Source organism: Corynebacterium striatum, assembly GCF_016728105.1.
Lineage (GTDB): Bacteria > Actinomycetota > Actinomycetes > Mycobacteriales > Mycobacteriaceae > Corynebacterium > Corynebacterium striatum.
Genome location: NZ_CP068158.1, coordinates 1,372,027 through 1,392,806, shown reverse-complemented (window position 1 = coordinate 1,392,806; position 20,780 = coordinate 1,372,027). Strand labels below are relative to the sequence as shown.

The following is a 20,780-nucleotide window of genomic DNA, read 5'->3' as shown; positions in this document are numbered from 1 at the left end:
AATTTAGAAAGGCAGCTTTCGGAAGATGGCCTGCGGGATGAACTTGAACGCCAAAGAAACGTACTCGAACAGCGGGTGGACGTAGATCGACTGGGTGCCGTTGAGGATCGCCTTGACGGTGGCCTTAGCTACATCCGGGACGTCGACAGTCAGCGGAGCCTCGCCGGCTGCAGCGGACATCTTGGTGCGAACCTGGCCCGGACGGACCACGAGCACCTTGGCGCCGGAGCCGCGCAGGGCCTCACCGAGGTTGATGAAGAAGCCGTCCACGCCAGCCTTCGAGGCACCGTAGACAAAGTTGGAGCGGCGTACGCGCATACCGGCCACGGAGGACAGTGCCACGATGGTGCCGTGGCCCTGCTCCTTGAACTTCTGGCCCAGAAGGACGCCCAAGGACACTGGTGCGGTGAAGTTGGTCTGTGCGGAAGCCACGGCCTTGGCCTGGTTCTGCCAGAGTTCTTCCTGGTCACCAAGGGTACCGAAGGCGATGATGGCGACGTCGACGTCGCCGCGCTCCCATGCCTGCTTGACGACGTCCGGGTGGGAATCGAAGTCAGTCGCGTCAAAGTTGATGACCTCAACGTCAGCGCCGCGGGAGGTCAACGTGGCCTTTGCGTCGTCGATGCGCGGGGAATCAGCGCGTGCCGCGAGGGTGACCTTGGCTGGGCCACGGTCGAGGAATTCCTCGACGATGCCGAGGCCGATCTCGGAAGTGCCGCCAAGAAGAAGGATATGTTGTGCTTGGCCTACTGCATTAAGCATGTGGGTTGTTCCTTAATTTTTCTGCTGGTCTTGAACGAAGGTTGGGAAACTCTTAGTGGAGCTCAAGACGGCGGGACATATCGGATGCGAAGACGCCGGTTGGGTCAATCTCGTTGCGGGTGGCAAGCCAGCCCTCCATGCCTGGGTACATCTTGTGGAAGTTCTCCGCAGAGGTGCGAGACTCCTTGGCCAGGTAGAGGCGGCCGCCGAATTCCATGACGCGCTTGTCCAGATCATCGAGGAAAGCACCGAGCCCCGGCTTGATTGGGAAGTCCACGCAGACGTTCCAACCCGGCATTGGGTAGGACAGCGGAGCCTTGTTGCCCGGGCCGAAGAGCTTGAACACGTTGAGCGCGGAGTAGTGGCCGGAGCGCTGCATGTCGCGGATGATTTCCTTGAAAGGCTCAACTGCCTCGGTCGGAACCACGAACTGGTACTGCAGGAAGCCGTTGGAGCCGTAGCCACGGTTCCACTCGCCGATGAGATCCAGCGGCTGGTAGAACTGCGTCAGGTTCTTGATCTTGTTACGAGCCGGCGCGCCCATGAGGTAGTAAGCCTCGCCGATCGCCATCAGGGAGAGCTTGTTCATGGTGAAGTTCGGGAAGATGTCCGGAACGGTCATCAGCTGCGGCGCGTTGAACTTCAGCGGATCCTTGGCCAGCTTCGGTGCGAGCTCCTCGAGCTGTGCCAGGGTAGCCAGGGAACCACGGGAGATGGTGGAACGGCCCAGCTTTGGCTCAGGGGAGATGACGTCGAACCAAGCAGAGGAGTAGGTGTAGTTGTGCTCCGATCCATCGGAGTGGAACGCAACTGTTTCCTCAAGGTTCTCAGTGCGGTCAGTGTCCGCGATGAAGTAGGCAGTCTCCGTCTTGGTCATGCGGATCTTGGCACGCAGGATGATGCCGGTCAGGCCCATGCCGCCCACGGTGGCCCAGAAGAGGTCTCCGTCTGGATCATCCTTGGAACCGCTAGGTTCCAAGTGGAGGACGCGGCCGTCAGCCACGAGCAGCTCCATGGAAACTACGTGGTTGCCAAAGGAACCAGCGGAGTGGTGGTTCTTGCCGTGGATGTCAGGGCCGATTGCGCCGCCGATGGTGACCTGGCGGGTGCCCGGCAGGACCGGAACCCACAAGCCATACGGCAGGGCCGCCTTCATCAACTGGTCAAGGGTGACGCCGCCGTCGACGTCAACGATTGCGGACTCCGGGTCGATGGAGTGGATCTTGTTGAGCGGCTGCATGTCGATGACCAGACCGCCACTGTTTTGGGCGGGGTCACCGTAGGAACGGCCCATGCCGCGGGCGATGACGCCACGGCGGAGGTGCGATGGCTTGTCGGAGTTGTCTTCAGCAACCTGCGCGACGGCCTTCTTGATGACCTCGACGTCCTCGGTTGACAGTACGTGGGCAGTCGTCGGTGCGGTGCGGCCCCAGCCGTGCAGGGACTTTTCGGTGGTATGTAGTTCCATCTCTTACTCTTTACTCGACGTGATATGTCGTACCCAGCCTACCCACCTATCTAGACACGTGACGTTTGTGGCGTTAGTGATATTTGGAACATACTCAGACACAAAACATGTCCGAATATGTGGGTTTTGGCCGTTTAACGTCGCTATTCGGTGTGGAGTTGGCTGCAATGGCGCGGCGTCATGAAAATCCCACAGCTGCCAATGCCATTGGCCACTAGCGTTCGTTAATACAGATCCATGATGTCGCGGATTTCTTCAGGTAACTGCTCTTGTGAGGTGATTTCTGGTCCCTCGTATCCGCGCAGAATTTCATAAACCCGGCGGCGTGAGGTGGAGTCCAAGATGGGGAGCTCTTCCGCCATCAGGCGAGTCATGAATCCATCGAGCGGAAGATTCGTGTGTTCCGTGGCGAGGAAGTGTCCGTTGCGCTTGTCATCTTCTTGGCGTTCATCCTGCGCCGCGCGCTGGGCGGGAGTCAGATGCTCTTTCTTCGATGAGTACATGCGTTTTAGCATAGTTCCGCATAAAGTTATGCCCATGAATCAGCCACATTCGCAGCATGAATCTAACGTCCAAGCTGACACCCGCGTTGACAACTACGCACTTGATGACACTCTCGCCGGCCGCATCACGCAGTCCGCAGCAGCAGGTCTGATGCTCTCTTTCCCGGATTGGATTAAGAACAAAACGGCCCTTAGCATCACCTACGTGTTCTCCTTCATCGGCTTCGGAGCCCTCGTCGCCATCACGAATGCCCAGCGCGAGGATGAAGAACCACAAGCCGAGCAAAACGATTCTGACCTCAAGCAGTGGGCTGTCTTCGCTGCGGTCATCCTTCTTTTTGTGCTGGGCGGTTTTATTAACGTCAAGGTTTCCCAGGCAGTGGTCAAGCGCCTGCGCAAGCGAGGTCTTTCCAAACCATGGACTGCATGGGGCGCAATTGCTGCTGCTTTCGTATTCCTCGTGAGTGAGCTCGAAGCTCGCGATATCGAAAAGCTCGCTGCGTAGCCTCGCAAGTTTTGCGTATGGTGGGGCCCATGAGCCTCAAGGTCACAGATTTGAGTCAAGCACGCGCCAAGCGTGAAGACTCTCTAGTGACCCTCAAGCGTGAGCCTCTCACCGTCATCTGCCAAGTCTCTAACGTACGGGCAGAAGCAGAAGCACACCGACAGATCGGTTTCTCAGACGCTTTTACTTTCGCGGAGCTCCACCGTGTCCTAGAAGTCAGCTTCGGGCTTCCCGATGAGGATTCACCGTGGCACTTTTATGAGCATCGCGACGCCCGTGGCCGTCGCATTGACCCTGAGCATCAGGTCTCTGAATTCCTCTGGAAAGAGGGAGACCAGGTTGACTACGTGTGGGGCCTGTGGGACTTTAGCCTGGTGGTCGCGGCGATCTACCCACGTGATACTGGCACCCCGGAGGCCCTATGCGTGGGCGGTTCTGGCTCCTTCCTGGTGCCTTTTGATCTCACCGCAATTAATGCTGAGCTAACAGGGCAGGAAACCATCGATGAGGTCCTCAATATCGTGGTTCCGCCAGTGCGCGCGATCATTGAGAGAACTAAACTCTTCGACTTCGTACCCCTGCTCCAAGCCCTTGATCTAGAGCGCCCCGAAAGTACTGACAATGCCGATACTTCCCGCGCCGGTTTGGACTCCTTGCCCCGCGAGGTCACCTCAGAAGGACAGGATGCTTTCTGGTCGATGACGCTTGGTCTTTCCTGCATGGGCGGGCGCGAGCTCACCAATTCTGTGGCCGAGGCAACCATGGAAGCTCTTGGATGGGTAGCGGATGATGGGGCGAGCCTAAGCGGGGAAGAAATCCGCGAATTATGTGCTGCTTCTTTGAAGGAACTGGCTGCCATGGGCGCTTACGGTGCCGACGCTTTGGCGCCTGTGGATCGGCTCGACATTTACCGTGCACTGCTGCGCAGGTAGGCTATTTAGCCGTGATTGATAAAAATCCTAATGCCCATAGTCGGGGCAACATTGACGGCAACATTGACGGCAACGTTGAGGGAAACGTCGGGGGAGACGTTGACACTAACGTCGCCGATGTTGAGGTCCGACGCTCCTCGTTGCAGACGCAGCTTTTTCGCTTTGTCTCCGTGGGCGTGTTCACCGCGGCTATTGATTATGGCCTGACTTTGTTGCTGACCTCGCTGGGTCTGCACAGGTCCGCGGCTAAGGCCATAGGTTGGGTCTTTGGTACCATCGCGGCCTACATCGCGAATGCCCGCTGGACGTTCGGCGCACAGGTCTCCGGCCGCACCGCCGGCGCTGTCGCGGCGCTGTACGCCTCCACCTTCGCTGTGCAGAACTTCCTCTATTGGGTACTCAACGCACCGCTTATCTCCATGGGATTTGAGGGCGCTGTTAAGGACACCATTGCGTTCGTCATCGCGCAGGGCGTGGCCACCGTGACCAACTTTGCCATCCAGCGCATCTTCATTTTTAAGGGTGATTGATGAGTAACGCGGCGCAGCGGCTCTCGCACTCAAATTCCCTGCAAGCCCAAGGCTTCAAGTTCGCAATCACGGGCGTGATTGCAGCGGTGATTGATGCTGGTCTGACATGGATTTTCCAGATTGGCTTGGACTTGCTTGGCGACGTCGCCGCTCGCACCGTCGGCTTCATCTTCGGCACCTTGACGGCGTATTTGTTAAATCGCCGTTGGACTTTTGATGCGAAGGCCTCGAAGCGGCGCTTGGCCGCAGTGGTGGCCACTTATGCACTGACCTATGCGGTCAACATCATTCTCTACCGCTGGGCGTTCCCCTTCTTTGACCACGACCTTGAGTGGCCCTCCTCCTGGGCCTTGGTCGTGGCCTTTGTGATCGCGCAGGGTACTGCCACGCTGATTAATTTCTTTGTGCAGCGTTGGGTCATCTTCCGCAGCACGCGGAAGTCCTTTGTGGTGGACAATTAAGCCCAGCAGAGCGCTTAAGGGCGGTGGAAGTCTTCTTTGCGGCCCTTGTTGTGCAGGTTGAGCCACTCGAGGAAGCCCTTGGGATCGCGCCTTTGCACGAGGAAGAACCAGCCAAAACGTGCAAACTCCTGGGGGAGAAGTTTGCGCATGCCGCGCTGCCACAGCAGGTAGCCGCGGTTGCGGTAGGTGAAGTAGCGCTTGAACTCACCGGCCGGGTACTGGGTATGCATCTTGCCGCCCAGGATCGGCTTGAACTCGTCGGAGCCATCTGGGTGCAGGTAGCTGGTAGTCAGCGCGGTGCCGAACTGGAGACCGGAGTTTAAGAGGCGGCGGTGGTACTCCACCTCGTCGCCGCGGATGAAGAGACGGTAGTCGGGGACGCCGATGATTTGCATGGCCTCAGCGGAGATGAGTGCGCCGTTGAAGAGGGAGGCGATGCCGGGCAGGAAGTCGCCCTCGAGCTCGCTCATGTAGCGGCGCCACACGAGTCCCTGGCGCAGTGGGAATGCCAGGCGTGCGGGCTCGTTGATGTTGCATACGGCAGGGGAGACCTCGTGGAGGGAGTTGGTTTCAGCGACGCGGTAGAGCTCGGCGAGGACGTTGTTGTCTGCTGGGCGCCCGTCATCGTCGGCGCACCATACAGCGTCTGCACCGAGGGAAAGAGCGGTGAGGAAGCCGAGGGCGAAGCCGCCTGCACCGCCCAGGTTGGTCTGGGAGGGGATATATACGCCGCGCTCCCCGGCGATGGACTCAACGAGGTCCTTGACGGCGTCTTCGGCACCATTATCCACAACGATGATCCACTGCACAGGGTGGGTTTGGTGTGCTACCTGCTCCAACGAGGCGCGCAGCAGTTCAACGCGCTGGTGGGTGACAATTACGGCGGCCGTGGAACCGGCAGTGCTCAAGGTGGCAGTCATGCGTTCCATTCTGCCACCCTTGCGGAGGCGTATAGGCTTTGGACATGGAGTTAGAAAAGATGTGGCCGCCTTTTGCGGTGCGCATTCACGCCAGCGATGGCAAGCAGAGCATTTCGATGCGTGTCATGCGCGATACAGACATTGCTGCAATTAATGGGGTCACTCCGGAGGAGATCTATGGGGCCGAAATCCCGCAGCACGCGTTCGGCTGGCTCTTCGACGGCGATCCTTATGCCTCAGCGCGCATGCGGTGGGAGCACCGAGCAAGGATGTCTCCCGCGGAATGGTCTCTCGATTTTGTAGTGTGCATGGACCAGGAAATCATCGGCGTGGTTGACATGCGCGGTAGTGAGTTTGCAGTTCACAAGGAGGTGTCCACGGGTTCCTGGATTTATCATCGCCACCAGGGCAAAGGCTTAGGCACGCTGGTGCGTCATGCAGTAGCGGGATTTTGCTTTGGTGAACTGGGCGCACAGACCCTGAGTACTGGGTGGGTGCAGGGCAATCATGCCTCTGAGAGGGTGTCGATGAAGTTGGGCTATGAGCTTTACGACGCCGGCCTAGCCGCCACCTTGCCCTGTGGCCCAGAAAAGATCGAGCTGCCCATCCGGCGCGCACGCCTTGCGCGGGATAGGTACAACAATGCCGGCTACACCGTCACGGTGGACGGAATAACCGGCGCATTGAGGAAGCTGCTCGGGGCGTCGCCAAGCGCGGCTTAGGCCTTGCCCGTGCCTTCTTCCTTTTCGAAGCGTTGGCGTAGTTCCTTGACGTATTCGCCTACCTCGGGGCCTTCGTATTCGCCGACTACTTCAGAGACCTCGCCGGCAGAGCGGATGGTGCCGTGGTCAATCCACAATGCCGTGTTGCACAGCTGCGCCAGGAAGTCGTTGGAGTGCGAAGCAAAGACCAGGATGCCGGAGCGCTTGACCAGCTCCTGGAGGCGCACACGAGCCTTGGCCATGAAGGCGGCGTCGACAGCGCCGATGCCCTCATCGAGCAGCAGGATTTCCGGCTCGATGGAGGTAACCACGCCGAGCGCCAAGCGTACGCGCATACCGGTGGAGTAGGTGCGCAGCGGCATGGCGAGGTAGTCACCCAGTTCAGAGAACTCGGCGATCTCATCCATCTTGTTTTTCATCTGCTTGATGGTCTGGCCCAAGAACAGGCCGCGGATGATGATGTTGTCGTAGCCGGAGACCTCCGGGTCCATGCCTACGCCTAAGTCGAAGACAGGGGCCACGCGTCCGCGGACGTCGGCGGAGCCGCGGGTGGGCTCGTAGATGCCCGAGAGCAGACGCAGCAGCGTGGACTTGCCTGCGCCATTGTGGCCCACGAGACCTACGCGGTCACCTTCCCGCAGGTGCAGGTTGATGTCCTTGAGGGCCTCAACCACCACCGTGTTGTCGCTGTTCTTGCCAATCGCACCGCCAGCTGAGGAAAGTACAGCCTTCTTTAAGGAGCGGGACTTGGCATCAAAGATGGGAAAGTCCACGCAAGCGTTATAAGTATCGATAGAAACCATTGTTGAAGATCCTTTCGTGCAGCTTGCGCTACACCCAGTAGCTCACGCGGAAGCGCCACTGGCGCATGGCCAAGCCGGCAACGAAGATGCCCACAAGCGTGCAGGCAATGACAATGAGCCAGTGATAGCCGGCGACAGGTTCACCGATCATAGGAGCACGGACGATCTCCATGTAGTGATACAGCGGGTTAATCTCCGCAATGCGTGCACGGCTGGCTACAGCACCGCCCTGATCCTTCAAGGTGTTGGTCATCCACACAATCGGCGTGACGTAGAACAACAGCTGCGTCAGTGCCTCAAGCAGCGGTGCGACGTCGCGGAAGCGCGTTGCCACGATGCCGAAGAACATGGCCACCCACACGCCGTTGACCAGCAACAGTGCCAGCGCCGGGATGAACAGGAAGAACTCCCAACCCAAGTGGCGGGGGAAGATGATGATGAGCAGCAGCCAAATGATTAGGTTGTGGCCCAAGAAGAGCGTCTGCCGCCACACCAGGCGATAGACGTGGACTGACAACGGAGCCGGCAGCTGTTTAATCAGTCCCTCATTATCAATGAAGACGGTTGAGCCCTCCTTGATGGCACCCGAGATGAAGTTCCACATAATAAGTCCCACGGTGACGTGGGGGAGGAACTCCGCGACGGGGATCTGGAACAGCATTGAGTACAAAAGGCCCAAAGCAGCAGCCATCACACCAGTGGCGATGGTGATCCAGAAGGGGCCGAGAACGGAGCGGCGGTAGTGTTGCTTGATGTCCTGAATACCCAGCATGAACCACAGTTCGCGCTGCTTGGCGCCTTGAATAAGGTCGGCAAAAGCAGTCCGCAGGGTCATGGACTGGGACGCCGGCACCTCGCTTGACTCCGGGGTGGAGGTCATGCGGGCGATGTCGGCGCGCAATTGATTGTTGTCTTGCACGTCAAAACACCCTAGCGTGCATCCAGGCTAAACGGGTATCTACACGCCGCTTGTACTGGGAAAATGCTTGAGACCAGCGGTTATCCTGTTTTAGGAATCCGGACGGAAACACGTATAGAGTAGGGTGTCGATCGCCCCACAGCGGCCCCGAAAATCGTTGCGTTTGGGAACCAATGAAAGGCACGGAGGAAGGTTATATACATGCCATTAGGCTTGCCATCGAGGTATGACGTTGCCAGCGTGCGAGGTCTTTACACTGGCCTATCGGACGGATGGACCTACCTCAACGCAAACGCTGCGCCCCAGATTTCTGAGCGAGTGGCCGCAGGCGTTGCTCGTTCCTTCCGCATGTCGGCGGCGGTGGCCCCGCAGGAAGATTCCACTGGTGCGCACTCCGCGAACCGCACGCCGGGGCAGCTTGAGGGCGCGCGTAATTACGGCGCGGCCCGCATGGCGATCGCGGATCTCGTGGGCTCGAAGGCTGGCCGCGTTGTCTTAGGCCCTTCGCTGTCGGCGCTGTACCAGACGCTGGCGCGTAGCCTGCGCCCCATGCTGCGGCACAATTCTTCTGTCGTTTTATCCAAGCTCGATCCGCCTGCGCTCTACACCGCGCTGGCGGAAGTTGATGCGGACGTGCGTTGGGCACAGCCGGACCTCGGCACAGGTGAGCTTCCGGCGTTCCAGTATGCCGAGCTTGTCGACGGCTCCACCCGTCTCGTTTCCTTCTCCGCCGCCCATGAGTTGTTGGGCACTGTGACACCTACTGCTGAGATCCTCGAAGCGATCCGCTCGCGCTCGCGTGCATGGACGCTTGTCGATGTCTCCGCGCTCGCCCCCTATCGACCTCTCGAGTTCGACGAGCTTGGGGCAGACATCCTTGGTATCGATATAGGCCTGCTCGGCGGCCCGCAGATCGCGGCCTTGGTATTCCGCGATGAAGCGATGTTCCGCAGGATTGAATCGTATAGTCCGGCCAAGACTTCACACACTGCTGAAAAACTTGAGACTCCCGTGTCCACTGGCCTGGCCGGCGGCGTTGGGCCCTTGGTGGATCACCTTGCTGCGCTGGCGGGTGGCGAAGCCGGCTCCCGCCGCGTGCGCGTGCATAAGTCGATGGACGCGTTGAGTGATTACTTAAGCGAGCTCACCGCGGATCTATATACGTACCTAGGCACCTTGCCTGCCGTGCACATCCTAGGCGTGACGGGCGAGGCGGCAGCGGGTGCTTCAGATGATAGGCTGCCGCGCCTGACCTTCGCCGTGCAGGGCGTTCCCGCGGAGACTGTGCACCGTCGCCTCATTGACAACGGCTTGGTAACCACGCTGGCTTCCCACACTCCGCTGCTGACTGAAATGGGTGCCGACGAAATTGGCGGTGCCGTGACCGTGGCACTGGGCCCGTTCAACACGCATCATGACGTCGAGCAGCTCACTCGAGTGGTGGCTTCGCTGGCTTAGTGCTGCGGCACCGTCTTGCGGATGTGGGGCCGGTCTACACCTCGAGGACCAATTTGCCCGTGACCTCGCCGGAGTTGAGCGCGCGGTGGGCAGCGGCGGCGTCGGCAAGCGCAAAAGTGCCGTGGAGATGATGTTTGACCGTGCCGTCCTCGAGCCAGGGCCAGACGTGCTTGACGGTGTCCGCGACGATGGCGGCCTTGTCCTCAAGTGAGCGCGAACGCAGAGTGGTGCCTTGGAGGGTGAGGCGCTTGGCCAGAAGGATACCCATGTTGAGCTCCTCTTTTGTACCACCCTGGAGGCCGATGGTGACCAAGTGACCGTCGGTGGCTAGTGCCTTGAGGTTCTGCTTGAGGTACTTCGCGCCGATGATGTCGAGAATAACGTCACACTGGTTCTTGAGCTCCTCGGCGAAGTCCTGCTCCTTGTAATTGATGAGGACGTCCGCGCCATAGCTCTTGCAGGTATCGAGCTTCTCCTGTGAGCCCGCAGTAACGGCGACCGTGGCGCCCAGAGCCTTAGCCACCTGGATTGCGAACAGGCCGATGCCGCCCGCGCCGCCGTGGATGAGGATGGTCTGGCCTTCGCGCAGCCCTGCCTCCATGGCAAGGTTGGACCACACGGTGCACGCGACCTCGATGACGGATGCGGTGTCGGTGAGTGAGAAGCCTTTGGGAATCGGAAGGATCTGGCCGACGGGAACCGCAACGTACTCGGCGTAACCGCCGCCCGCGAGAAGTGCTCCAATCTGGGTGCCTTCGGTCCACTCGGTGCCGTTGGCATCGACGATTTCACCGGCGACCTCAAGGCCGATCGTCTCCGATGCGCCAGGTGGCGGCGGGTAGTGGCCGCGGGCCTGCAGCAGGTCTGCTCGGTTAACGCCGGCAGCGTGGACTTTGACGAGCACCTCCCCGGGATGGAGCAGTGGCTTTTCGACGACGCCTAGCTCCAGCGCGCCCGGATCCTCAGGATTGGTTTGCACGATAGCTTTCATGTTCACCGAGCTTAACGAAAAGTAGACCGTGCTTGGGTGGAGAACTGGGTGGGGGAATGTGAACTCGCTTGGTGGGTTTAGTAGGCTAAGTGAGTCGCAAGACAAGGAGACGTGGCAGAGCGGCCGAATGCACTGGTCTTGAAAACCAGCGTGGGTCAAACCACCGCGGGTTCAAATCCCGCCGTCTCCGCCGTGTGAAGTCTCGAGACATCGTTCCTGTGGATGGTGTCTCGAGACTTTTTCGCGCTTCGCATCGCCACGCGTGGTTTCATGTACCGATATATGTAAATAGCGGCCAGAAACCTGGTGATTTAGACACGCTAAATACACACAGAGGTACATACGCCGTGGACTGTCTTCGGTTTCCTTAATGTGGGCTGCCTACGCGGTATTCTGCTCGAGCCAGGCATTGATGCCGCCGCGCAGGGAGTAGACCTCTCTAAAGCCGCGCTCGCGCAGGGCCGCGACTGCCTGGGCGGAACGGATGCCGCCGGCGCAGTAGATGACGGCAGGCTCGTAATGGCCGAGCTGCGGGTTCTCACCCGCCAGGATGCGGTCCAAAAGGAAGTGCTCGGAGCCGGGAATGGAATGCTCAGCGCGCTCTTTAGCGGTGCGCACATCGATGATGCGGTAACCGGAAGGGATCTCTCGGACCTCGGGGGCGTCGGCAGGCTGCGAAGGCGCCGCGCCGCCGGATACGACGGGGATGTACTCCCACGTGCCGGAAAGCGCATCGTAGTAGCCGATCTTGCCCATGAGCAGGGAACCCGTGCCCGTGAGATGCTTGAGCGCCTCCAAGGCCATGGCAGAACCCACTGTGCCCACGACTGGGCCCAGCACGCCGGCTTGGGAGCACGACGGCACAGAGCCAGGGGCAGGTGCCGTGGGAAAGACGTCCTCGTAGACCGGACCGTGCCCAGACCAGAAGACGGAAAGCTGTGCATCGAATCCCAAAATCGAGGCCCAGACGTGCGGGATGCCCAGCTCGTGGCAGGCCCACGAGCACAGGTAGCGGGCCTCAAAGTTGTCGGTGCCGTCAAGGAGGATGTCGGCCTCAGCTAGTTGTTTCAGGGCCGTCGCCGATTCCAGGCGCGGGTGCTGAATGACCCGCACATCAGGGTTAAGCGCGTGGAGGGTCTCCGCCGCGGAGACGGTCTTCGGGCCACCAATGTCGTCCATACCGTGGATGACTTGGCGCTGCAGGTTGGAAAGGGAGACCACGTCGTCGTCGAAAAGCAGGATGCGTCCCACGCCCGCACCCGCGAGGTAGAGCAGGGCAGGCGAGCCAAGCCCGCCGGCACCAATCACCGCAACGGTGGAACGGGCCAGCTTGGCCTGGCCTTCTTCACCCCACAGTGCTTCCTGGCGCGCGTAACGAATGCTCATTCCAGCCCCACCCAATTGCTAAAACCGTCCGCGTGGCGCTGTTCCTTCCAGATGGGAACCTCCGCTTTCACGCGGTCGGCGCATTCCGAAGCAGCAGCGAATGCGTCGTGGCGGTGTGCCGCGGCGGCGATGACCACGAAGGCGGCGTCGCCAACGTGCAGGTCACCCGTGCGATGCGCACACCACAAACGGGCCTTGGGGTGCGCGGCGATGACCTCATCTGCCACGCGCGCGATCTCCGCATCGGCCGAAGGATGTGCCGTATACGTAAGCAGCTCCACGCCGCCGCGGCCGCCGTCGTGATTGCGCACGATTCCCTCGAAAGTAACCACCGCACCCATCGCGGCGGTGGCCACCTCTGGGTATTCGATCGGTTCCGCGGTCATGAAAGCCCCGAGAATCTTTCCGGTATCGGCGCTGACATACGAAGGATCAGTGCTCATGCTTTCCTTCCAACTGGTCGATGATGTGCGGCAACAAGGGCTTCAACACCTTGCAGCCATCCTTCACGCCGCCCGTTGAGCCAGGCAAAGCCATGGCAAAGGTACGGGCGTTGACGCCAGCGACTGTACGCGAGAGCGCAGCAGTGGGCACGCTTGCCGACGCCGCGTAAAACGCGTGCGCAATCCCTGGCAGCTCCTTGGTTAGGTGCGCGGAGACGGCCTCGACAGTGGCGTCGTCAGGCGAAATGCCCGTGCCGCCGGAAGTAAGAATCACCGAGGGGCCCTCCGCGAAGACCGTGTTCAAGGCTTCGTCGATCTCCGCATCGGGGACGATGAGTGCGTTGGGCGTATCGAAACCCATGCGGCGCAGGAATTCCACCGCGATGGGGCCGGAACGGTCCTCGTAGATGCCCGCGGCTGCGCGGGTGGAGGCCACAATTACTACTGCGCGGCGGGCCATTAGAACGGGATCACCTCAACGACATCGCCCGGCTGCAGCTGTGCGCCGGCCGGGATGCGGATGAGGGCGTTGGCGCTCATGGCCTGGGACAACAGGTGCGACCCGGTGCCACTGAAGAGCTCCGCGGTGGCGATGCCATTCTCGTAGTCCACGATGCCGCGGCGGAACTGATCGCGGCCCTCCAAGCCGGTGACAGGAACGGTGACCTGCGCGGTGTGTGCCGCGCGGGAGCGACCCAACGCCGGGCCGAGGTAGACGCGGAAGCTGACCAACGTGGACACGGGGTTGCCGGGCAGGCAAATGACGGGGACGTCGCCAAGCTTGGCCAATCCCTGCGGGCCGCCAGGCTGCTGAGCCACGTGACCGAACCAGCCATCCTCCTCGAAGACCTGGCGCACCACCTCGAACTTGCCGTGGGACACACCGCCAGAGGTGACGATGGCATCGGGCTGGTAGACGCGAACCACGCCTTCGAGATCGGAGCGCAGGATGCCTGGGTCGTCGTTGGTGCGGACAAAGGCCACAACCTCAATGCCGTACTCGCGGCACAACGCGGCGATCATCGGGGCGTTTGCGTCCGGGATGCTGGCCGCGCCCTGGCCGCCGATTTCCGCGCCGCCGGTGCACACGACGATGCGGGCAGGCGCGTAGACCTCGACCTCGGTGATGCCCTGGGAGGCCAGCGTGCCGATGGCGGCCGGGGTCAGGCGGGTGCCTTCCTCGACGAGGACCTTGCCCGCGGCGATGTCGGAACCTGCAAGGCGAATGAACTGGCCCTCAGGGGCTGCGGGGATGGTCACGGTTTCGCCCTCGCGCGGGAACTGCGGCGGCTCGCACTGCTCGACGGGCACGATGGTGACGGTTCCCTCGGGTACCTTCGCGCCGGTCATGATGGGTGTTGCGATGCCATCGCGGGCGGAACCTGGCACAGCACCGGCTGCCACGGTGGCGCCGACGGTGAAGGTGCCGCCGGTGGTGGAGGTAATGGCGTAGCCATCCATCTGCGAGTTGTCGAAGCGCGGCATGTCATAAGCTGCGGTGATGGTGCGGGCGAGGATGAGACCGTCAACTTCCAGCAGGGAGCGGGTCACCACCGTCGGTGCAGGTAGTGCTCCACGGATAGCTGCTAGGTGTTCTTCGTAACTGCGCATGCTGGCGTGCCTCTCCTTATGTGTCTGGTTAACCTCTCCAATTTTAACGGCACTTTTAATGCAAAAACTGGCATAGTGGCAGACATGGTTGAAATTCACTATTTCGCTGCCGCACGCGCTGCGGCCGGCGTGAGCCATGAGCTTGTCGACGCCCCCGCGACTCTCGGCGAGCTCCTCAACGAACTGACCACCACGCATACCGGGACCACCGAAGCTGGAATGAGCCTGGGCGAGGTCCTCGAGCGCTGTACCTTCCTGGTCGATGGCAAAAACGCCGAGCGCGCCGCCACCCTAGAGGGCGCGACGCGCGTCGATGTGTTGCCGCCGTTTGCTGGCGGCTAGAGCTTAAAGGCCTGCTTCGTTTTAGAAGGCAGCCTCCCAGGCCTTCAGCAGAACCTCGGTCTCCTCGGCGGTGGTGATGGAGATGCGGATGCCCTCCGGGAACGCGCGCACGAGGACACCCTGCTCTGCGAGCTTGGCCGCGACCTCCTGCGGGGTGCCCAGCTGCTCGATGTTTGAAGCAGGGAACCAGATGTGGTTCGCCTCAGAAGCTGGGACGCCGAACTCGGCGAAGCGCTCGGTGAGGCGGTCGCGCTGGCGCACTGCCTCGTCGGTGCGCTCCTGCAGCGAATCCTGCGCTGCCAGGGAGTACACGGCACCAGCCTGAGCCACGGCGTTCACGGAGAACGGGATGGCTACCTTGTTGAGGGCCTCGATGATCTCCTGGGAGCCGAAGGCGTAGCCCACGCGCACACCTGCCAGGCCATAAGCCTTGGAGAACGTGCGCAGGCCGACGACGTTGGCGTGCGTCTTGATGTATTCGGTGGCCAGCGGCACGGAGTCGTTGCGGTTGTACTCGATGTAGGCCTCGTCGAGGGCCACGATGATGTCTTCCGGCACTGCGGCGAGGAACTCGTCGAATTCCTTCTTGGTGATGATGGAACCTGTGGGGTTGTTTGGGTTGCACACGAAGATGACCTTGGTCTTGTCCGTGACTGCCTGTGCCATGGCGGGCAGGTCCACGCGGTGCTCAGCGTTGAGCGGAACCGCCACCGGAGTAGCGCCCACTACCTGCGCAAAGATCGGGTAGGCCTCGAAGGAACGCCATGGGAAGACCACCTCATCGCCAGGCAGGCACGTAATCTGCACCAGCTGCTGGCAGATAGCCGAGGAGCCGGTGCCCACAGCAACCTGCTCCAAGGTCACGCCGAGGTGCTCAGCAAGGGCGCTGCGCAGCTCGATGGCGCCCATGTCTGGGTAACGGTTGGCGTCGGCAGCTGCGGCTTCCATGGCCTTGAGGGCCTCGGGGAGTGGCGGTTGAGTGGCTTCGTTGGAGGAGAGCTTTAGTGCGATTTCGTTGCGTGCGCCCGGAACATAGACGGGCAGCGAAGAAAGGTCTGGGCGAATCATGGGTACTACCTTAAGCGTTGCGCGGGCCGCGGGGGCCGAAATCGAAGTCTGCGGTTAGCGGGCCGAAAGCCTGCAGGCCCTTCGGCGCATCGAATGGATCGAGGTGCACCTCGAGGAATGCCCCGCGTTCTGGGTGAGCGGCGATGTCTTCCAGAGCGTCCTTGAGTTCCCCCTCGGTCTTGGCGGAGTAGGACTCCATGGTGGTGTCCGCCTTGAAGACCTTCGGCAGTTCGTTGTAGTTCCAGTTCTGGATCTCGTTGTACTCCTGCTCCATGCCGAGGATGAAGCGCTCGATGGTGTAGCCATCGTTGTTGACCAGAACGATGATGGGCTTGAGCTCCTGGCGCAGGATGGTGGACAGCTCTTGGGCGGTCAGCTGGAAGGAACCGTCACCGATGAAGAGCACGTGGCGGCGCTCTGGGTTGGCCAGCTGGGAGCCGAGTACTGCCGGTAGGGTAAAGCCGATGGAGCCCCAGATGGTGGAGTTGATGTACTGCACGCCTTCAGGCATGCGTTGCGGGCCCAGGCCAATGTTGGAGGTGCCCGCTTCAGCGATAACAACGTCGTCTTCCTGGATGAATCCCAGCATCTGCTGCCAGATGCGAGCCTGCGTCAGGGCGGCGTCGGCTTCCACCTCGAAGGCCTCCGGAACGAACTTCTCGCCGCCGGTCGGCTTCTTGGCAGGGATGCGCTCGAGCAGGACGTCGAGAAGCTCCAGCGTGTTAATTCCTACGAAGTACTCGCCGTCAGCGTTGAGGTGCTGATCGCCGAAGTTGAACACGTGCGCGTTGTCGAGATCGTGGGTGAAGGAACCGGAGTTGACCTCGATGAAGCGAGGGTTGGTGGTGACTAGGAAGTCGGAGTTCTCGATGCGATCCTGCACGCCCGGGGCAGAAGCCGCGCCGTTGTAGGTGCCGATGAACAGCGGGTCGCGCTCGGAGAGGATGGCCTTGCCGGAGGAAAGCTGCGAGTAGGGCAGCTGGGCCTTGTCGATGATGGCGCGGAACTTGTCGGCGAAGCCGTGGCGGTTAGTGTCCTGATCGATGAGGATGATCGGGTCCTTAGCAGCAGCGAGGCGCTCCAGCACGCGATCGGCCGCAGCCTCGAGGCGCTCCTTGTCGGAGGAAGCCAGCTCGGTGGAGAAAGGCGTATCCGGGACCTCGATGGTCAAGTGGGTGATGTCGGAAGGGATCTGAATGTGCACTGGGCGCTTCTCACGCAGGCAGGTGTGCAGGGCCCGGTCGAATTCCTCGACCACGTTCATCGGGGAAACGCGGGTGGCTACCTCGGTAAACGGTGCGATGGCATCGAGCATGTTGGCAAAGTCGCCGTCGGCAAGCGTGTGGTGCAGGTTCCAGCGGAACTCGGTGGCGTACTGCGGCGGAGCGCCGGCGATGGAAACGAGTGGGACGTGCTCAGCGCGGGCGCCGGCGATGCCGTTTAGCGCGGAGAGCTCGCCCACGCCGTAGGTGGTGAGCAGACAGCCGACGCCGCGCTGGCGGGCGTAACCATCAGCGGCGTAGGCCGCATTGAGCTCGTTGCAGGCGCCAACGAAGCGGATGCCCTCGGCCTCGTCGATCTGCTCGAGGAAGCTCAAGTTGAAGTCGCCGGGAACTCCGATGATCTCGGAGATGCCGATGGCCTTGAGGCGGTCGAGGATAAATTCGCCGACGGTGGTCTGCATTGCGAGCCCTTTCTTTTGTTAGCGATAAAACGTGCTTTTCCGATTATCGTAGGTCACATTTTTGTTGTCATTAGTCAACATAGAGAAATATCTTTGACATATGTCGAAACCGACGGTGCCGAACCTGGCACGGATTCAAGAGCTAGCCGATGACATCGCGCGGCAGTTGCAATGCTCGGTGGAGGTAACCACTCCCTCTATCAACGTGATTGCGGCAAGCGCGCAGTTGGGCGCCGTGGATAGTCACCGCGTGGCTTCGATTCTGGAGCGCACCCCGCCGCCGGAGCCGATCCCGTGGATGCTCAGTTATGGCATTCAGGAATCTTCTGCCCCGGTGCGCCTGCCGGCGAATGCGGAATATGACATGCTCCCGCGCGTGGTTATTCCGTTGCGCCACGGCCCTGAACTGGTAGGGCACGTGTGGATCATTGATGAGCACGCGCTTTCCGACGCCGCTCTTGCCACCGTTTCTCCGCAACTGAGCACGCTGACCAAGTTGGTAGACGAGCGCGATGCTTATCTGGCCACTCGTGCGCAGCAGCTTGGTGATTTAGCCCGTGACATCGTTGCGGGTGATGAAAGTGCGCTGGCCATAGCCCGCGAGCGCGACCTTTTGCCGCGTGATGGGGAAGTGCTCATTCATCGTATCGACGTAGACGGTGACTTGGTCCAGCTGTCGATGGAGCTCGCCCGTCCGCTGCGGCGGCGTCCGTTTCTAGCCCTGGACTTGCACGATTCGCTCATCATCGTGGAATCCCCGCGCGACGAGCAAGACACGAAAACGTTGATTGAGGAGGTTGCTTCCGCGGCCCTTACGGCGGGAACGCAGATTGGTGCGCGGGGCAGTGCGCCCACTGCGCGTCGGGCTCGTTTCATGGCCGACGTTGCGCGGCTGACCGGGCAACCTGCGATGGACTGGGCTGTGGCTGGCGCCTGGCGCGCGCTGTTGGGATGGGATCTGAGTCCGGCTACCGTGCGCGCGCTGAGCCCCGATGCCGCGCTGCTTTTAGACGCCAAGCGCAATAGCTACTGGGAAAGTCTGCTTTGCTATTTCGAGCATTCTCGCAACGTCAATGACACAGCCGCCGCGCTCTATATTCACCGTGCTACTTTGCATTATCGCCTAGACCGCGTCCGTGAGATTCTGGGCTCGGCTGCCCTCGAAGATGGCTGGCGCTGTGCCGCTTTGTATATGGCATTGAAGCTGCATGCGGCGCTTAATCGTCGTTATAACTTAAGCAGTTAGACGGTAGTGAGGGGGCTGTTTGGCACGCGTGGAGGGGCTCGGGTAAAGTAAGCGAAGATTCATCGCGAATCGCTGGAGACGTGCCAGAGCGGCCGAATGGGGCTCCCTGCTAAGGAGTTGACTTGCTTGCGCAGGTCCGGAGGTTCAAATCCTCTCGTCTCCGCCACTTGAGAAGTCTCGAGACATCGTTTACGCGCTGTCTCGAGACTTTTTGCTTAAGTCCCCATTGTGGGGCTGTGCGGTTATTGCCGCCGCTGAGCCTGGAGCTCGATAACGCTGATTCTTTGTCGTTGTTGCTCTCTGCATGGGAATCGGATAGGGGAAGGTAGTCAACCAGGCGGGTTAGCGCGTGCGGCGATACGGCTGTGCCACCGTTTCTTAGAGGCGTCCTTGTGCTGCACCGTGGTTGCCGCTAGGTGGTGAGGTCTAGACGGTGAGGAGTAGATGGTGAGGTCACCCAACAATAATCACAGCGCTTAACACGAACCGCAGTGGTTACGGGGTGACCTCACCATTTGTGGCCGCAGTAAAAGGCGAACCCCGCCCCACCAGTGATGAGCTGGCAGGACGGGGTGCGGCTTCGGAAGAGCGGGCTCGAGTACTTACATCGCCGGGGAGAGGCCCGCGTCGTCCTGGCCGCTGATGCGGTAGAGGTGCTCGTTGACGAACTCGCCCACGCCCCAGCGCTCGAGCTCGCGGCCGTAGCCGGAGCGGTTAATGCCGCCGAACGGGAGGCCGGCAGCGGTGACGGAAGCCTCGTTGACGAAGGTCATGCCGTCGTTAAGCTGCTGCGCCACCTCGAAGGCTTTGTCGAGGTCGGAACCCCACACGGAGCTGGAGAGGCCATAGTCAGAGTTGTTGGCAATTGCGATGGCCTCGTCGATGTCCTTTGCCTTGTAGATGACTGCGACTGGGCCGAAGATCTCGTTGCAGGCGATCTCGGCGGAAGGATCGACGTCGCTAAGCAGCGTTGGCTCCATGTAGGCGCCGTCGCGGTCTACCTTCTTGCCACCCACACGGACGGTGGCGGTGCCATCGGCAACAGCCTTGTCGAGGCGCTCGATGATTTCGTCGCGGGCACCGATGGAGGACAGTGGGCCGATGTCGGCATTCTCGTCGTCGTATGGGCCGACCTTGAGGTTGCCGATCTTCTCCACAAGGTAGTCGAGGGTGCGATCGTAGAAATCTTCCAACACAATCAGGCGCTTTGGGGCGTTGCAGGCCTGGCCGGTGTTGTACATGCGGATTGGTACGAACTGATCGAGGGTCCACTCGAGCTTCTTGTCATCGATGATGATGAATGGGTCGTTGCCGCCGAGCTCCAGCACGGACTTCTTGTAGTTCTCACCCGCGGTCTTTGCCACCGCAGCGCCGGCTGCTTCAGAGCCGGTGAGGGAAACGCCCTTGATGCGCTTGTCCGCCACGAAGGCATCCATCTGGGAGCCGGAAGCGTAGATGTTGATGAAAGCGTCCTTCGGCAGACCCGCCTCTTCCAGGAGATCCTGGCAGGCCTGGGAAGACAGCGGGCAGATGGAAGCGTGCTTGAGCACGATGGTGTTACCCAGCAAAAGGTTCGGCGCCGCGAAGCGGGCAACCTGGTAGTACGGGAAGTTCCATGGCATAACGCCCAGCAGCGGGCCGAGCGGCTCCTTTCGAACAACAGTCTTTTGCGCGCCCTGGGCCGCCAAGTACTCGGGCGCGAGCAGCTCGTGGGCGTGCTCGGCGTACCAGCGGTAGATGTCAGCGACGATTTGAATCTCGCCCTTTGCCCAGCGTGTGAGCTTACCCATCTCACGGCCGATGTGCTCGGCTAGCTTGTCTGCGTTTTCTTCATAGAGTTCCGCAGTGCGGAAGAGGATGGCTGCACGCTCCTCGATTGAGGTGCGGGACCAGCTCTTGAAGGCTTCCGTGGAGCGGTCCAGGATCGCGTCACGGTTAGAGTCATTGATGCGGTCGAAGGTCTCCTCGGAGACGCCGGTGTTTGGGTTCTCAAGTGCAAAAGTACTCATGTCCCCTGTGTACCCGC

Annotated in this window: 22 protein-coding genes and 2 tRNA genes; 10 read left to right on the top strand and 14 right to left on the bottom strand. The window is 60.8% G+C overall.

Annotation, left to right across the window (positions count from 1 at the left end):
• Positions 1-3: 3 nt before the first annotated feature.
• The 3 genes from I6I72_RS06560 to I6I72_RS06550 form a co-directional block, all read right to left on the bottom strand.
• Positions 4-762, bottom strand: coding sequence for a decaprenylphospho-beta-D-erythro-pentofuranosid-2-ulose 2-reductase (locus I6I72_RS06560; RefSeq protein ID WP_005530472.1), 759 nt, complete (start codon positions 760-762; stop codon positions 4-6).
• A 52-nt stretch (positions 763-814) separates the two neighbouring features.
• The gene (locus tag I6I72_RS06555; RefSeq protein WP_005530470.1) at positions 815-2,230 is read right to left on the bottom strand and encodes an FAD-binding oxidoreductase; all 1,416 of its coding nucleotides are present in this window, start codon (positions 2,228-2,230) and stop codon (positions 815-817) included.
• 224 nt (positions 2,231-2,454) lie between these two features.
• Positions 2,455-2,733 carry a hypothetical protein gene (locus tag I6I72_RS06550; protein ID WP_005530468.1) on the bottom strand — a complete coding sequence of 93 codons (279 nt, stop codon included), beginning with the start codon at positions 2,731-2,733 and terminating at the stop codon, positions 2,455-2,457.
• A gap of 34 nt (positions 2,734-2,767) precedes the next feature.
• Between I6I72_RS06550 and I6I72_RS06545 the strand changes: the two genes are divergently transcribed.
• The 4 genes from I6I72_RS06545 (at position 2,768) to I6I72_RS06530 (ending at position 5,161) form a co-directional block, all read left to right on the top strand.
• Positions 2,768-3,238, top strand: coding sequence for a hypothetical protein (locus I6I72_RS06545; RefSeq protein WP_050765429.1), 471 nt, complete (start codon positions 2,768-2,770; stop codon positions 3,236-3,238).
• A 29-nt stretch (positions 3,239-3,267) separates the two neighbouring features.
• Positions 3,268-4,170, top strand: coding sequence for a plasmid pRiA4b ORF-3 family protein (locus tag I6I72_RS06540; protein ID WP_236592685.1), 903 nt, complete (start codon positions 3,268-3,270; stop codon positions 4,168-4,170).
• A 62-nt stretch (positions 4,171-4,232) separates the two neighbouring features.
• Complete coding sequence (locus I6I72_RS06535) at positions 4,233-4,700, top strand: GtrA family protein (RefSeq protein WP_284789176.1); 468 nt, start codon at positions 4,233-4,235, stop codon at positions 4,698-4,700.
• A complete protein-coding gene (locus tag I6I72_RS06530) occupies positions 4,700-5,161 on the top strand; it encodes a GtrA family protein (protein ID WP_201807737.1) in 462 nt (153 codons plus the stop codon). Before I6I72_RS06535 ends, I6I72_RS06530 begins: the two co-directional genes overlap by 1 nt.
• Positions 5,162-5,175: 14 nt before the next feature.
• Here I6I72_RS06530 and glfT1 read toward each other — a convergent pair whose 3' ends face one another.
• A complete protein-coding gene (gene glfT1 / locus I6I72_RS06525; protein ID WP_193391033.1) occupies positions 5,176-6,090 on the bottom strand; it encodes a galactofuranosyltransferase GlfT1 in 915 nt (304 codons plus the stop codon).
• A gap of 35 nt (positions 6,091-6,125) precedes the next feature.
• On the opposite strand from glfT1, the gene I6I72_RS06520 reads away from it, so the two are divergent.
• Positions 6,126-6,803 carry a GNAT family N-acetyltransferase gene (locus tag I6I72_RS06520; RefSeq protein ID WP_049145484.1) on the top strand — a complete coding sequence of 226 codons (678 nt, stop codon included), beginning with the start codon at positions 6,126-6,128 and terminating at the stop codon, positions 6,801-6,803.
• Here I6I72_RS06520 and wzt read toward each other — a convergent pair.
• Both wzt and wzm read right to left on the bottom strand, forming a co-directional pair.
• The gene (wzt, locus tag I6I72_RS06515) at positions 6,800-7,606 is read right to left on the bottom strand and encodes a galactan export ABC transporter ATP-binding subunit Wzt/RfbE (RefSeq protein ID WP_049159437.1); all 807 of its coding nucleotides are present in this window, start codon (positions 7,604-7,606) and stop codon (positions 6,800-6,802) included. The genes I6I72_RS06520 and wzt overlap by 4 nt on opposite strands.
• Before the next feature lie 28 nt (positions 7,607-7,634).
• Complete coding sequence (gene wzm, locus I6I72_RS06510) at positions 7,635-8,486, bottom strand: galactan export ABC transporter permease subunit Wzm/RfbD (protein ID WP_201807789.1); 852 nt, start codon at positions 8,484-8,486, stop codon at positions 7,635-7,637.
• A 240-nt stretch (positions 8,487-8,726) separates the two neighbouring features.
• Between wzm and I6I72_RS06505 the strand changes: the two genes are divergently transcribed.
• Complete coding sequence (locus I6I72_RS06505) at positions 8,727-9,983, top strand: aminotransferase class V-fold PLP-dependent enzyme (RefSeq protein WP_201807728.1); 1,257 nt, start codon at positions 8,727-8,729, stop codon at positions 9,981-9,983.
• 34 nt (positions 9,984-10,017) lie between these two features.
• Here I6I72_RS06505 and I6I72_RS06500 read toward each other — a convergent pair whose 3' ends face one another.
• On the bottom strand, positions 10,018-10,974 hold the full coding sequence (locus I6I72_RS06500) for an NAD(P)H-quinone oxidoreductase (protein ID WP_049145478.1): 957 nt from the start codon (positions 10,972-10,974) through the stop codon (positions 10,018-10,020).
• A gap of 105 nt (positions 10,975-11,079) precedes the next feature.
• On the opposite strand from I6I72_RS06500, the gene I6I72_RS06495 reads away from it, so the two are divergent.
• A tRNA-Ser gene (locus I6I72_RS06495) sits at positions 11,080-11,164 on the top strand.
• 191 nt (positions 11,165-11,355) lie between these two features.
• On the opposite strand, the gene I6I72_RS06490 is transcribed toward I6I72_RS06495, so the two are convergent.
• The 4 genes from I6I72_RS06490 to I6I72_RS06475 are packed head-to-tail and all read right to left on the bottom strand — an operon-like array spanning position 11,356 to position 14,414.
• A complete protein-coding gene (locus I6I72_RS06490; RefSeq protein WP_201807726.1) occupies positions 11,356-12,360 on the bottom strand; it encodes a ThiF family adenylyltransferase in 1,005 nt (334 codons plus the stop codon).
• Positions 12,357-12,803: a molybdenum cofactor biosynthesis protein MoaE gene (locus tag I6I72_RS06485; protein ID WP_110333678.1), complete on the bottom strand. Its 447-nt coding sequence runs from the start codon at positions 12,801-12,803 to the stop codon at positions 12,357-12,359. Before I6I72_RS06485 ends, I6I72_RS06490 begins: the two co-directional genes overlap by 4 nt.
• Positions 12,793-13,263: a MogA/MoaB family molybdenum cofactor biosynthesis protein gene (locus I6I72_RS06480; RefSeq protein ID WP_005530441.1), complete on the bottom strand. Its 471-nt coding sequence runs from the start codon at positions 13,261-13,263 to the stop codon at positions 12,793-12,795. Before I6I72_RS06480 ends, I6I72_RS06485 begins: the two co-directional genes overlap by 11 nt.
• Positions 13,263-14,414, bottom strand: coding sequence for a molybdopterin molybdotransferase MoeA (locus I6I72_RS06475; RefSeq protein ID WP_100086815.1), 1,152 nt, complete (start codon positions 14,412-14,414; stop codon positions 13,263-13,265). Before I6I72_RS06475 ends, I6I72_RS06480 begins: the two co-directional genes overlap by 1 nt.
• 84 nt (positions 14,415-14,498) lie before the next feature.
• Between I6I72_RS06475 and I6I72_RS06470 the strand changes: the two genes are divergently transcribed.
• On the top strand, positions 14,499-14,756 hold the full coding sequence (locus tag I6I72_RS06470; RefSeq protein ID WP_201807716.1) for a MoaD/ThiS family protein: 258 nt from the start codon (positions 14,499-14,501) through the stop codon (positions 14,754-14,756).
• 21 nt (positions 14,757-14,777) lie between these two features.
• Here the strand turns inward: I6I72_RS06470 and hisC are convergent, their stop codons facing one another.
• Positions 14,778-15,824, bottom strand: a complete 1,047-nt coding sequence (hisC, locus tag I6I72_RS06465; protein WP_129720869.1) for a histidinol-phosphate transaminase — start codon at positions 15,822-15,824, stop codon at positions 14,778-14,780.
• A gap of 10 nt (positions 15,825-15,834) precedes the next feature.
• On the bottom strand, positions 15,835-17,508 hold the full coding sequence (locus I6I72_RS06460) for an alpha-keto acid decarboxylase family protein (RefSeq protein ID WP_110333675.1): 1,674 nt from the start codon (positions 17,506-17,508) through the stop codon (positions 15,835-15,837).
• A 100-nt stretch (positions 17,509-17,608) separates the two neighbouring features.
• On the opposite strand from I6I72_RS06460, the gene I6I72_RS06455 reads away from it, so the two are divergent.
• Positions 17,609-18,754 (top strand): PucR family transcriptional regulator, encoded by a 1,146-nt coding sequence (locus tag I6I72_RS06455; protein WP_005530432.1) that lies wholly within the window; start codon positions 17,609-17,611, stop codon positions 18,752-18,754.
• Positions 18,755-18,828: 74 nt separating this feature from the next.
• A tRNA-Ser gene (locus I6I72_RS06450) sits at positions 18,829-18,920 on the top strand.
• A gap of 436 nt (positions 18,921-19,356) precedes the next feature.
• On the opposite strand, the gene I6I72_RS06445 is transcribed toward I6I72_RS06450, so the two are convergent.
• On the bottom strand, positions 19,357-20,763 hold the full coding sequence (locus I6I72_RS06445) for an NAD-dependent succinate-semialdehyde dehydrogenase (protein ID WP_049145465.1): 1,407 nt from the start codon (positions 20,761-20,763) through the stop codon (positions 19,357-19,359).
• Between the last annotated feature and the right edge of the window lie 17 nt (positions 20,764-20,780).

Excerpts from the sequence above, each read along its gene's own strand:
- I6I72_RS06560 (WP_005530472.1), bottom strand. The coding sequence starts at position 762 with ATGCTTAATGCAGTAGGCCAAGCACAACATATCCTTCTTCTTGGCGGC.
- I6I72_RS06555 (WP_005530470.1), bottom strand. The coding sequence starts at position 2,230 with ATGGAACTACATACCACCGAAAAGTCCCTGCACGGCTGGGGCCGCACC.
- I6I72_RS06550 (WP_005530468.1), bottom strand. The coding sequence starts at position 2,733 with ATGTACTCATCGAAGAAAGAGCATCTGACTCCCGCCCAGCGCGCGGCG.
- I6I72_RS06545 (WP_050765429.1), top strand. The coding sequence starts at position 2,768 with ATGAATCAGCCACATTCGCAGCATGAATCTAACGTCCAAGCTGACACC.
- I6I72_RS06540 (WP_236592685.1), top strand. The coding sequence starts at position 3,268 with ATGAGCCTCAAGGTCACAGATTTGAGTCAAGCACGCGCCAAGCGTGAA.
- I6I72_RS06530 (WP_201807737.1), top strand. The coding sequence starts at position 4,700 with ATGAGTAACGCGGCGCAGCGGCTCTCGCACTCAAATTCCCTGCAAGCC.
- glfT1 (WP_193391033.1), bottom strand. The coding sequence starts at position 6,090 with ATGGAACGCATGACTGCCACCTTGAGCACTGCCGGTTCCACGGCCGCC.
- I6I72_RS06520 (WP_049145484.1), top strand. The coding sequence starts at position 6,126 with ATGGAGTTAGAAAAGATGTGGCCGCCTTTTGCGGTGCGCATTCACGCC.
- wzt (WP_049159437.1), bottom strand. The coding sequence starts at position 7,606 with ATGGTTTCTATCGATACTTATAACGCTTGCGTGGACTTTCCCATCTTT.
- wzm (WP_201807789.1), bottom strand. The coding sequence starts at position 8,486 with ATGACCTCCACCCCGGAGTCAAGCGAGGTGCCGGCGTCCCAGTCCATG.
- I6I72_RS06505 (WP_201807728.1), top strand. The coding sequence starts at position 8,727 with ATGCCATTAGGCTTGCCATCGAGGTATGACGTTGCCAGCGTGCGAGGT.
- I6I72_RS06500 (WP_049145478.1), bottom strand. The coding sequence starts at position 10,974 with ATGAAAGCTATCGTGCAAACCAATCCTGAGGATCCGGGCGCGCTGGAG.
- I6I72_RS06490 (WP_201807726.1), bottom strand. The coding sequence starts at position 12,360 with ATGAGCATTCGTTACGCGCGCCAGGAAGCACTGTGGGGTGAAGAAGGC.
- I6I72_RS06485 (WP_110333678.1), bottom strand. The coding sequence starts at position 12,803 with ATGAGCACTGATCCTTCGTATGTCAGCGCCGATACCGGAAAGATTCTC.
- I6I72_RS06480 (WP_005530441.1), bottom strand. The coding sequence starts at position 13,263 with ATGGCCCGCCGCGCAGTAGTAATTGTGGCCTCCACCCGCGCAGCCGCG.
- I6I72_RS06475 (WP_100086815.1), bottom strand. The coding sequence starts at position 14,414 with ATGCGCAGTTACGAAGAACACCTAGCAGCTATCCGTGGAGCACTACCT.
- I6I72_RS06470 (WP_201807716.1), top strand. The coding sequence starts at position 14,499 with ATGGTTGAAATTCACTATTTCGCTGCCGCACGCGCTGCGGCCGGCGTG.
- hisC (WP_129720869.1), bottom strand. The coding sequence starts at position 15,824 with ATGATTCGCCCAGACCTTTCTTCGCTGCCCGTCTATGTTCCGGGCGCA.
- I6I72_RS06460 (WP_110333675.1), bottom strand. The coding sequence starts at position 17,508 with ATGCAGACCACCGTCGGCGAATTTATCCTCGACCGCCTCAAGGCCATC.
- I6I72_RS06455 (WP_005530432.1), top strand. The coding sequence starts at position 17,609 with ATGTCGAAACCGACGGTGCCGAACCTGGCACGGATTCAAGAGCTAGCC.
- I6I72_RS06445 (WP_049145465.1), bottom strand. The coding sequence starts at position 20,763 with ATGAGTACTTTTGCACTTGAGAACCCAAACACCGGCGTCTCCGAGGAG.